Annotated in this window: 10 protein-coding genes; 2 read left to right on the forward strand and 8 right to left on the reverse strand. The window is 60.5% G+C overall.

The features are described 5' to 3' along the window. Positions 1–3: 3 nt before the first annotated feature. The 8 genes from BLW70_RS27480 to edd all read right to left on the reverse strand — a co-directional run bounded on the left by BLW70_RS27480 (position 4) and on the right by edd (position 9,985). Positions 4–849, reverse strand: a complete 846-nt coding sequence (locus tag BLW70_RS27480; protein ID WP_030131859.1) for a carbohydrate ABC transporter permease — start codon at positions 847–849, stop codon at positions 4–6. After that, positions 842–1,750, reverse strand: coding sequence for a carbohydrate ABC transporter permease (locus BLW70_RS27485; RefSeq protein WP_007902369.1), 909 nt, complete (start codon positions 1,748–1,750; stop codon positions 842–844). The genes BLW70_RS27480 and BLW70_RS27485 overlap by 8 nt, the downstream gene beginning before the upstream one ends. Before the next feature lie 159 nt (positions 1,751–1,909). Beyond that, positions 1,910–3,217 carry an ABC transporter substrate-binding protein gene (locus BLW70_RS27490; RefSeq protein ID WP_074879388.1) on the reverse strand — a complete coding sequence of 436 codons (1,308 nt, stop codon included), beginning with the start codon at positions 3,215–3,217 and terminating at the stop codon, positions 1,910–1,912. Positions 3,218–3,334: 117 nt separating this feature from the next. Then, a complete protein-coding gene (locus BLW70_RS27495; RefSeq protein ID WP_074879390.1) occupies positions 3,335–4,594 on the reverse strand; it encodes a D-mannose isomerase in 1,260 nt (419 codons plus the stop codon). Positions 4,595–4,856: 262 nt separating this feature from the next. After that, entirely contained in the window at positions 4,857–6,326 is a 1,470-nt protein-coding gene (locus BLW70_RS27500; RefSeq protein WP_074879393.1) for an ATP-binding protein, read from the reverse strand. Further along, positions 6,316–7,047, reverse strand: a complete 732-nt coding sequence (locus BLW70_RS27505) for a response regulator (RefSeq protein ID WP_010457397.1) — start codon at positions 7,045–7,047, stop codon at positions 6,316–6,318. The genes BLW70_RS27500 and BLW70_RS27505 overlap by 11 nt, the downstream gene beginning before the upstream one ends. Before the next feature lie 161 nt (positions 7,048–7,208). Further along, the gene (locus tag BLW70_RS27510; protein ID WP_074879396.1) at positions 7,209–8,162 is read right to left on the reverse strand and encodes a glucokinase; all 954 of its coding nucleotides are present in this window, start codon (positions 8,160–8,162) and stop codon (positions 7,209–7,211) included. Further along, on the reverse strand, positions 8,159–9,985 hold the full coding sequence (gene edd, locus BLW70_RS27515; protein WP_074879399.1) for a phosphogluconate dehydratase: 1,827 nt from the start codon (positions 9,983–9,985) through the stop codon (positions 8,159–8,161). The genes BLW70_RS27510 and edd overlap by 4 nt, the downstream gene beginning before the upstream one ends. Before the next feature lie 220 nt (positions 9,986–10,205). Between edd and gap the strand changes: the two genes are divergently transcribed. Further along, on the forward strand, positions 10,206–11,207 hold the full coding sequence (gene gap / locus BLW70_RS27520) for a type I glyceraldehyde-3-phosphate dehydrogenase (RefSeq protein ID WP_074879402.1): 1,002 nt from the start codon (positions 10,206–10,208) through the stop codon (positions 11,205–11,207). Between the two features lie 27 nt (positions 11,208–11,234). Then, positions 11,235–11,699 (forward strand): methylglyoxal synthase, encoded by a 465-nt coding sequence (locus BLW70_RS27525; protein ID WP_074879404.1) that lies wholly within the window; start codon positions 11,235–11,237, stop codon positions 11,697–11,699. The last annotated feature ends 9 nt before the right edge of the window (positions 11,700–11,708 follow it).

Below are 11,708 nucleotides of genomic sequence, written 5' to 3' on the forward strand. Positions count from 1 at the left end.
GTTCTACCCCTTGACCGCGCCGGACGTCAGCCCACGCAGGAAATACTTGCCAGCGAATATGTAGACCAGCAGTGTCGGCAGCCCAGCGATCATCGCGGCAGCCATATCAACGTTGTATTCCTTGGCCCCAGTGCTGGTGTTGACCAGGTTGTTCAGGGCCACGGTAATCGGCTGTGCATCGCCACTGGCGAAGACCACGCCGAACAGGAAGTCATTCCAGATCTGGGTGAACTGCCAGATCAGGCAGACCATCACGATCGGGATCGACATCGGCAGCAGGATCTTCCAGAAAATCGTGAAGAAGCCCGCGCCATCCAGCCGCGCCGCCTTGACCAGCGCATCCGGAATGCTCACGTAGTAGTTGCGGAAGAACAGCGTGGTGAACGCCAGGCCGTAAACCACATGCACCAGCACCAGGCCGGTGGTGGTGTTGGCCAGGCCGATCTTGCCGAGGGTGAACGAGGCTGGCAGCAGCACGGTCTGGAACGGCAGGAAGCAGCCGAACAACAACAGGCCGAAAAACAGTTGCGAACCGCGGAAGCGCCACATCGACAGCACATAACCGTTCATGGCACCGATGAACGTGGAGATCAGAACCGCCGGCACAGTGATTTTCACCGAGTTCCAGAAGTAGCTGCCGACACTGTCCCAGGCCTTGATCCAGCCGATGCCGTCAATCACTTGCGGCCAGCTCAGCAGGTTGCCGGTGCGGATGTCTTCCGGGGATTTGAAACTGGTCAGCAGCATCACCACCAGCGGGACCAGATAGATCGCCGCGGCCAGCAACAGAGTTGCGTAGATCGCGATGCGGCTGAAGCTGATCGCCGGTTTTCCGAGTTGATTACTCATGGCGTTTGCCTCGCAATTCGGAGTACAGGTACGGCACCAGAATCGCCAGGATCGCGCCGAGCATCATCATGGCGCTCGCCGAACCAATGCCCATCTGGCCACGGCTGAAGGTGAAGGAATACATGAACATCGCGGGCAGGTCGGACGAGTAGCCCGGGCCACCCGCGGTCATTGCCGCCACCAGGTCGAAGCTCTTGATCGCGATGTGCGCGAGGATCATGAAGGCGCTGAAGAACACCGGGCGCAGGCTCGGCAATACGATCTTCAGGTAGATGGTCGGCAGGCTCGCTCCGTCGACTTGCGCAGCTCGGATGATCGATTGATCGACACCCCGCAGGCCGGCCAGGAACATCGCCATCACAAACCCGGAGGCTTGCCAAACGGCGGCGATCACCAGGCAATACACCACGCGATCCTGATCCACCAGCCAGTCGAGACGAAAGCCTTCCCAGCCCCAGTCACGCAGCATCTTGTCCAGGCCCAGGCCTGGGTTGAGCAGCCATTTCCACGCGGTACCGGTGACGATCATCGAGAGCGCCATCGGGTACAGGTAAACGGTGCGGATGAAGCCTTCCTTGCGAATGCGCTGATCCAGCAGCACCGCGAGGAACACCCCCAGCACCAGGCTGATGCCGATGAACATGCCGCCGAACACCGCGAGGTTCTTGCTCGCGACCCACCAGCGATCGTTGTCCATCAGGCGGATGTATTGCTGCAGGCCGACCCATTTGTAGCTCGGCATGAAGCTCGAATTGGTGAAGGACAGAACGAATGTCCAGATGATGTAACCGTAAAAACCAACCAGGACGATCAGCATGCTTGGCGCCAAAACCAGCTTGGGAAGCCAGCGCTGCAATGCGTCGAACGGTGAGGCTTTGCTGAAAACCGCCACAGAGCTCATCGGGATAATCCAGGTGAAGAGGAATGAAATCGGCACGGCGATCCCTTGTGGGAGCGGGCTTGCTCGCGAAGGCGGTGTATCAGTCGACATTCGTGTTGAATGTCAGACCGCATTCGCGAGCAAGCCCGCTCCCACACAGGGGTCACGCGGCGTCAGGGATTACTGGGCAGCTTTGACAGCCGATGCCAGTTGCGCGCTGGCCTTGGCCGGGTCAGCGTTCTTGTCGTTCATGAAGTTGGTGACCACATCGAAGATCGCGCCCTGCACAGCCAGGGACGTGGCCATGTTGTGCGCCATGCTCGGTTGCAGGCCGCCCGTCTTCTCGTCAGCCAGGAAATCCTTGGCGGACGCTTGAGCGCAAGAATCGAAGCCCAGCGCGCTCATGTCGTTAAGCATGTCGGTGCGCACCGGGATCGAGCCTTTGTTGATGCTGAAGACTTTCTGGAAGTCTTTACCCAGCGCGACCTTGGCCAGGTCTTGTTGAGCGGCGATGTCGCCTTTGCGATCGGCCTTGAGCTTGAACACAGCCATCGAGTCGATGTTGTAGGTGAAGGCTTTTTCGGTGCCCGGGAATGGCACGCACTGATAGTCCTTGCCGGCTACTTTATTGGCAGCGGTCCATTCGCTCTTCGCCCAGTCGCCCATCATCTGCATGCCGGCCTTGCCGTTGATGACGTCGGCAGCAGCGATGTTCCAGTCACGACCGGCGCGGTTCGGGTCCATGTAGCCGGTGAGTTTTTTCAGCTCGGTGAACGACTTGGTCATCTCGGCGCCCGAGAGGGTTTTCTGATCCAGGTCTACCAGGGCTTTCTTGTAACCGTCGGCGCCCATGACCGAGAGCACCACGTCTTCAAACACGGTGCTGTCCTGCCAAGGCTGGCCACCGTGGGCAAGCGCGATGAAGCCGGCGGCTTTGAGCTTGTCGCCAGCGGCATAGAATTCTTCGAGGGTGGTCGGGGCTTTTTCGATCCCGGCTTTCTTGAAGACTTCCGGGTTGATCCACAGCCAGTTGACGCGGTGAATGTTCACCGGCACAGCGACGTAGTCACCTTCGTACTTGACGGTGTCGGAGACTTTCTTCGACAGCAGGCCATCCCAGCCTTCGGACTTGGCAACGTCTTTGAGGGTGTCGGTGCTGAGCAGGCCAGTGCTGCCCCACTCCTGGATGTCCGGACCTTTGATCTGGGCAACGCCCGGCGGGTTACCCGCGACGGCGCGGCTTTTGAGTACGGTCATGGCAGTGGAACCGCCGCCACCGGCGACTGCGCCGTCCTTCCAGGTAAAGCCGTCTTTTTCGACTTGAGCCTTCAGGACATCGACCGCGGCCTTTTCACCACCAGAGGTCCACCAGTGAACGACTTCCACCGAACCTTTGGAATCGGCGGCAAGCGCACTCAGCGGGAATGCAGACAGGGGAAGCAGTGAGGCGAGAGAAATGACAGTAGCGAGGCGAGAAATCGCATTCATCTAGTAGTACCTTTCTTGTTGTTATGCATGCAAGTCTGGTGCTTGCGCTGCATAGGATTCTAAACAGGGGATGCCCCTTCGCAGGTAACGAAGGGACGTTCGAATGTCACCACATGGTTACACAGGAGCGCTCTGGGATAACTGTGCCAGGGCAGTCGCCATGCTTGGCGCCAGAGGCAATCGCGGGATCAACACGGCTTGCCAGGCGTGATAAAGATCAGGTTTACCCGCCCAGATATCGGCGCTCGGGCGGTTCTGCGGATCGAGTTCGTGGTACCAGCTGCCGCTTTCGCGGTCGATGAAATGGCTGTCGCAGAATTCCCAGAAAAGTCGGTACCAGCGTTCGTATTGCGCATCGCCTGTGCGTTTAAGCAGCGCGCTGGCGGCAGCGCTGGCTTCGCAATGGGTCCAGTGCAGGCGATGGCGAACCACGGCGCGATTATCCCAGTCGAGGGTGTAGACAATCCCGGGCGCCCCGTCGACATCCCAGCCGTGACGGCAGTTGTGGTCGAAGAGTTTTTGCGCGTCGCCGGCGAGCCAGCCTGGCGTGAGCATCCCGGCCTTAACCCGCGCCGCTTCGAGATGCAGCATCAACCGCGCCCATTCGAAACCGTGGCCTGGCGTGGTGCCGTAGGGGCGAAAACCATCGGCCGGGTTGTCGTGGTTGTATTCGCGCAAGGGTTGCCAGTCGCGGTCGAAATGCTCGACCACCAGGTAATCGTTGGCAGCGGCGTGACCGTGGATCACCCGCTCGACGATGCGCTGGGCGCGGACCAGCCAGCGGTTATCGTCGGTGACATCGGCCAGCGCGAGAAAGGCTTCGGTGGCGTGCATGTTGCTGTTGGCGCCGCGATAGCTTTCCTCTTCACTCCAGTCGCGGTTGAAGGATTCGCGCATCGCGCCCTCCTCCTCACTCCAGAAATGCGTGTCGATGATGTCGATCGCATCGTCGAGCAAAGCCTGCGCGCCGGGACGCTGAGCGACCACCGCAGAACTGGCGGCCAGCGCGACGAAGGCGTGCAGGTAAGCGGCTTTATCGGTGTTGTCGTCGCGATGCTCGGGAGCAGCGAACCAGCCGCCGTGTTCGGCGTCACGCAATGGGCCGCAGAGGGCGTTGACACCGTGATCCACCAGCTCGGCGAAACCCGGCAAGCCCTGGATGTGGGCCATGGCGAAGCTGTGGGTCATACGCGCGGTGTTCATGGTTTCGGCGTGGGCGTTGGCCGCAAGGCAGCCCTTTTCATCAAGATTGCCGAAACCTTCGGCAAGCTTCGAAGCCTTGGCAAACGCCAGCAGCCGCAGGCCTTCGGCGGCGAGCCATTGCTGATGCGCGGGGGCGTTCAGCCAACTGCTGAAAGCGGGTTGGAAGATGTCCATGGGGCTGCCTTTTTTTGTTGTTATGACTGGGAGCAGTCTAAACAACGGGCGGTGGCGGGCTTGTAACGAAGGGGGCGAGTTATGTCACCGGGTTGTGACATTGACCGAGATATTGGGGTGAGCGATTACTTGTGGCGAGGGGGCTTGCCCCCGTTGGACCGCGAAGCGGTCCCAAACAGTCACCACGGTTTACCTGGAAGAAATGTATTGGCAGATTTGCGACTGCTTCGCCCCGGCCGGGGGCAAGCCCCCTCGCCACAGGCTAATCAACACTACGCGGTAACTGCAACGTCACCCGCAACCCGCCTTCGCGCAAATTCTGCAGGCTGACCTCACCGCCATGGCTATGCGCAATATTTCGCGCAATCCCCAACCCTAACCCATACCCCTGCTGCTGTCCGGCCAGACGAAAGTGCGGCTCGAACACCTGCTCCATCCGCTGTTCCGGCACGCCAGGCCCTTCATCGTCCACATGCAGGATGAACGCACTCTGGTCGTCATCAATGTGCAAATGCGCTTTCTGCCCATACTTCAAGGCATTGTCGATCAGGTTGCCGATGCAACGCTTGAGCGCCAGCGGCTTCCCCGGATACGCCGCCAGCGCACGCCCTTGCTGAGTAACGCGACCATTGCCGTTGGGCGCCAGGTACGGCTCCACCAGACAATCAAGGACATGGTTGAGGTCCACCGGCTCGATGTTTTCGTGGATGTCGGTGTCTTTCACGCATTGCAGCGCGCCTTTGACCAGCAGCTCCAGCTCATCCAGATCACGGCCGAACTTGGCTTGCAGCGTTTCGTCTTCGAGCAGTTCAACGCGTAACCGCAAGCGGGTAATCGGCGTGCGCAAGTCATGGGAAATCGCGCTGAACAACTGACTGCGCTCGGTCAGGTAACGGCTGATGCGTTCGCGCATCGCATTGAAGGCGCGGCCGACTTCGACCACTTCACTGCCGCCACCCTCCGCCACTGGCTCGACTTCGGCGCCGAGGGACATGTCCCGTGCAGCCCGCGCCAAACGCTTGAGCGGCCGGCTCTGCCAGTGCACCAGCAGGCCAATAAACAACAGCAAGAAGCCGCTCGTGAGTACGATGAACCAGACTTGCTGCGCCGGCAGGCCTTGCTCTTCAAGACTGGTGTAGGGCTCGGGCAACAGCGAGGCGATGTACAGCCACTCGCCCGGCGCCATCTGGATTTGCGTGACCAATACTGGCGGGTTCACCGGTTCCAGGGTCAGCGCGTAGTGCGCCCAGGAGCGCGGCAATTCATCGAGTTTCAGGCCGCCGTTGAAGATCCGCAGGTCTTCAGGACTGACGAACGTCACCGAGATATCCGTGTCCTGGCCCAGGGACTGGCGCAGCACTTCATCCACCGCTTTGAGCACGGCTTCCTTGCGCGGGGTGATCGGCAGCACTTCCATGCCCAAGGGTTTGTCGTTGAGCGTCACCACAAAACGGGTGCCGCCCATGCTGCGCAACTGGTCGAGTACCAATGGCCGAAACGCTACCGGCAGCGAGCGGAAGTAACTGACGCTGGCGGTCATCGAATGAGCGAGGCTACGGGCGCTGGTGACCAGGCCTTCAAGTTGGGTGGCGCGCAATTGCGAGACCCAGATCACGCTCGACAACGTCTGGGCGAACAACACTGCCAACAGCGTCAGCAGCAACATCCGCCCGAGCAACGAACGCGGCACGGGAATCCGTGCGGCGAGTTTGCGGAAAAATTCAGTGGCCATTGCTGGCAACCACATTGGCGGCCAGTTGGTAGCCGCTGCCGCGCACGGTACGGATCAGCCGCGGCGGTTTTTCGGTGTCGCGCAGACGCTGGCGCAAACGGCTGACGGCCATATCGACGATGCGGTCGAGCGGCATCAAGTCACGACCACGGGTGGCGTTGCCGATGGTGTCGCGGTCGAGGATTTCCTGAGGGTGATCGAGGAACAGTTTCAGCAGCGCGAAATCCGCACCGGAGAGAATCACTTCTTCGCCGTCGATGTGGAACAGGCGATGGCTGACCATGTCCAGCCGCCAGTCATCGAAGGCCAGCACTTCACCACCGGAACGCTCCTGCCCGAACTGCGCACGACGCAACAGGGCTTTGATGCGCGCCTGCAATTCACGCGGGCTGAAGGGTTTGCCGAGGTAATCGTCGGCGCCCAGTTCCAGACCGATGACGCGGTCGGCTTCGTCGGAGCTGGCGGTAAGCATGATGATCGGCACCTGCGCCTGACGCGGGTGCTGGCGGATCCAGCGGCAGAGGCTGAAGCCGTCTTCGTCCGGCAGCATCACATCGAGGATCACCAGATCGCTCGGCGCCTCGTTCATCGCCTGACGAAAGCCTGCGCCGTCGGGCGTGGTACGAACCTGGAAACCGGCGCGGGTCAGGTAGGTGTCCAGCAACTCGCGTATCTCTTGATCGTCATCGACCAACAAAATCGACTTGTTGACTGAGCTCACGGGGCGGCGTCCTTGTTGTTTGAATTGGGCGGATTATGCCTGATCGTGCGTAAATTCGATCGTTCCCACGCTCTGCGTGGGAATGCCTCAAGGGACGCTCCGCGTCCAGTGACGCGGAGCGTCACGGGCTGCATTCCCACGCAGGAGCGTGGGAACGATCATTACTGTGCTTGCTCCAGCGCCACACCCGCGCCAACAAGGCCGGAATACGGCGCCGTCACCAGCCACACCGGGATGCCTTTGAAGTAATCGCTCATGCAGCCCTTGTCGGCAAAGCACCGGGCAAAGCCGCTTTCGATGAAGAAATCGGCGAACCGTGGAATCACCCCGCCGACGATGTACACACCGCCGCGCGCGCCTGTGGTCAGCACGTTGTTGCCGGCCACACGGCCCAGCCAGCAGCAGAACTGCTCAAGCACTTCCAGGGCAATCGGGTCACCGGCCAGGCCGGCCGCCGTGATCGACTCCGGGGTATCGAGCACCGGTTCATGTCCGTCCACCGCACAAATCGCCCGGTAAACCCGCGGCAAACCGCTGCCGCTCAAGGCCGTTTCAGCGCTGACATGGCCGATCTCATTGAAGATGTGCTGCCACAACTGTGTTTCCCGCGGGCTGCTCAGCGGCAAATCGACGTGACCTCCCTCCCCCGGCAACGCGGCAAACCGTCCTTCACCCAGATCCAGCAACGTGCCAACACCGAGGCCGGTCCCCGGACCGATCACCACCGCCGGCCGCAGCGGTTCCGGCGTGCCTTCACAGACCACGCGAAATTCGCCGGGCTGCAAACGGGTCATGCCCAGCGCCATCGCCGAGAAGTCGTTGACCAGCAACAGTTGATCCACCTGCAAGGCCTTGCAAAACCCCTTGCGGCTAAGTCGCCAGTGATTGTTGGTGAACTTGAATTCATCACCGCTCACCGGGCCGGCGACCGACAGGCACACCGAACCGATCGAACCCGGCGCCAGGCCAAGCCCGCTCAGGTAGAGGGCAATCGCCTCTTCCGGGCTGGCATGGTCGGCCGTTGCCAGCACCTGGACCGATTCCAGCTGCTGGTTTTTCCACAACGCGAAACGTGCGTTGGTGCCACCGATGTCACCGACCAAAGCCAGTTTCAATTAAGCGTCTCCAGGGCAGAAGTAAAGGCGCTGGCGCCCTGCTCTGCGGAGCTGAAGGCCATGCGCATGAAACCAAACAGTTCGCGACCGCTGCCGATGTTGTTGCCCAATAGGCCTTTGGCAGGTTCGCGCGCTGCGAATTCTTCGGCGTCCACCTTAAGCTCCAGAGTGCCTTTGACGCCATCGACGCGAATGATATCGCCCTCCTGCACCCGCGCCAAAGCGCCGCCCACATATGCTTCGGGACTGACGTGAATCGCCGCCGGGATTTTCCCCGACGCACCGGACATGCGTCCGTCGGTGACCAGCGCCACTTTGAAGCCGCGATCCTGCAGCACGCCGAGGAACGGCGTCATCTTGTGCAGCTCCGGCATGCCGTTGGAGCGTGGGCCCTGGAAGCGCATTACCGCGACGAAATCCTTCTCCAGCAAACCAGCCTTGAACGCATCGGCCAGATCCTGCTGATCCTGGAACACCATGGCCGGTGCTTCGACGACCTGGTTTTCCAACGCGACGGCGGACACTTTCATGACACCGCGGCCGAGGTTGCCTTCCATCACCCGCAAGCCGCCCTCTGGCGAGAACGCGCGAGCGACCGGACGCAGGATGGTTTCGTCGAGGCTTTCGATCGGGCCTTCGCGCCAGACCAGTTCGCCGTTATCGAGGAACGGTTCCACGGTGTAGCGGCTCAGGCCGTGGCCGAGCACGGTGTTGACATTTTCGTGGAGCAGGCCGGCTTCCAGCAGTTCGCGGATCAGGAACGACATGCCGCCCGCCGCCTGGAAGTGGTTGATGTCGGCTTTGCCGTTCGGGTAGACGTGGCTCAGGGTCGGCACCACCTCGGAGAGGTCGGCCATGTCCTGCCAGGTCAGTTGAATGCCCGCCGCCATGGCGATCGCCGGCATGTGCAGCGTGTGGTTGGTCGAGCCGCCAGTGGCGTGCAGGGCCACGATGGAGTTGACCAGTGAACGTTCGTCGACGATTTCGCCGATCGGCATGAAGTCGCCGTTCTGCTTGGTCAGGCGCGTGACTTGATGCGCCGCTTCACGGGTCAGGGCATCGCGCAACGGGGTGTTCGGGTTGACGAAAGAGGCGCCCGGCAAGTGCAGGCCCATGACTTCCATCAGCAATTGATTGGTGTTGGCGGTGCCGTAAAAGGTGCAGGTACCGGGGCTGTGGTAGGACTTCATCTCCGATTCCAGCAGCTCCTCGCGGCTGGCCTTGCCTTCGGCATAACGCTGGCGCACATCGGCTTTCTGCTTGTTGGAAATGCCCGAGACCATCGGCCCGCCCGGCACGAAAATCGTTGGCAGATGACCGAAACGCAGCGCGCCCATCATCAAACCCGGGACGATCTTGTCGCAGATGCCGAGCATCAGCGCGCCGTCGAACATGTTGTGGGACAGCGCCACGGCGGTCGACAGCGCAATCACTTCACGGCTCGGCAGGCTCAGTTCCATGCCCGGCTCGCCTTGGGTCACGCCATCGCACATCGCAGGGGTGCCGCCGGCGAACTGGCCGACGGAGCCGATTTCGCGCAGGGCCTTTTTGATCTGTTCAGGAAAGACTTCGTACGGCTGGTGCGCCGAGAGCATGTCGTTGTAGGACGAAACAATCGCAATGTTCGCGGAGTTCATCATCCGCAGACTGTTCTTGTCGTCGGTGCCGCAACCGGCCACGCCATGGGCGAAGTTGGCGCATTGCAGCTTGCCGCGCATGGGACCGTCGCTGGCAGCACCACGAATCAGTGCAAGGTAAGCCTCACGCGTGGCGCGGCTACGGGCGATAAGCCGTTCGGTGACCTCAAGGACGCGGGGATGCATGTTTAGAACTCCAGGCTAACGGATGTGGCGACCTGATTGTCTATGCTGAGCAAGAGCCGTTGTCGATGGGATGACAGGCGGTTTTCTTGATCGGTCGGACCAGTTGATTCAGGTCACTCGTTGTAGATTGAACAAAATATTGCCATTAAAAAGGCTTGTTTTCTATTTTTATGCGAATAATCTTGTAATTCCAACAACAAAACGACGGCGGCCCTGTTAAATGACTCTTCGAATCGCAATCAATGGTTTTGGCCGAATTGGCCGTAACGTCCTGCGCGCACTGTATACCCAAGGGTATCGCCAGGATCTGCAGATTGTTGCCATCAATGACCTGGGCGACAGCGAGATGAACGCTCATCTGCTCAAGTACGACACTGTTCACGGCACGTTCGATGCCGATGTCCAGCATGATCGGGAAAGCCTGACCGTCAACGGTGACCGTATCTCTGTCAGCGCCATTCGCAACCCGGCCGAGCTGCCGTGGGCTGCCGAGCAGATCGACGTTGTATTCGAATGCACCGGTTTGTTCACCGATCGCGCCAAAGCCGCCGCGCATATTACGGCCGGTGCACGCAAAGTGATCATCTCCGCCCCGGCCAAAGGTGCCGACGCCACGGTGGTGTATGGCGTTAACCACGACATTCTGCGCCAATCGCACCAGATCATTTCCAATGCTTCGTGCACCACCAACTGCCTGGCCCCGGTGGCCCAAGTGTTGCACCGCGAGCTGGGTATCGAAAGCGGCCTGATGACCACTATTCACGCCTACACCAACGATCAGCACCTGACCGACGTCTATCATGTCGACCCGTATCGTGCGCGTTCGGCCACCCAGAACATGATCCCGAGCAAAACCGGCGCGGCTGAAGCCGTCGGTCTGGTGCTGCCGGAACTGGCGGGCAAACTGACCGGCATGTCGGTACGCGTGCCGGTAATCAACGTGTCACTGGTGGACCTGACCGTGCAACTCAAGCGCGAAGCGTCGGCCGATGAAGTGAACGCGCTGCTGAAAGAAGCCAGCCAGCACTCGAAGATTCTCGGTTACAACACCCTGCCGCTGGTCTCCAGCGACTTCAACCACAACCCGCTGTCGTCGATCTTTGACGCCAACCACACCAAGTCCAGCGGCAAGCTGCTCAAGGTGCTGGCCTGGTATGACAACGAATGGGGCTTCTCCAACCGCATGCTCGATAACTGCCTGGCGCTGTGCAACGCCGAGTAAGCGAAGCTACGAGCAGGAGCAGCACCGATGATCGGTATCAGCTTTACGCAAAAGACCATGGCAGCGCGCAAGCGTATTGCCTTGGTCGCCCATGACCACTGCAAGGTGTTTTTGCTGGACTGGGCCGAGCGACAGAAAGACCGGCTCGCACAGCATGAACTGGTCGCCACCGGCACCACCGGGTTGTTGTTGCAACAACGCCTGGATTTGCCTGTGGAGAGCATGATCAGCGGCCCATTGGGCGGCGACCAGCAACTCGGTGCGCGAATCGCCGAGCAGCGGGTCGACATGCTGGTGTTCTTCTGGGACCCGTTCGAACCACAACCGCACGACCCGGATATCAAGGCATTGCTGCGAGTCGCGGCGGTGTGGAACATTCCGGTGGCGTGTAATGAATGCAGCGCCGACTACCTGCTCAGCAGTCCCTTGATGGAGCAGGCTCACCCACACCGCATCCCGGATTACGCGACCTACCTGTCGGGACGGAGCTAAGACAGGCCG

This window comes from Pseudomonas frederiksbergensis (assembly GCF_900105495.1).
Classification (GTDB): Bacteria; Pseudomonadota; Gammaproteobacteria; order Pseudomonadales; family Pseudomonadaceae; genus Aquipseudomonas; species Aquipseudomonas frederiksbergensis.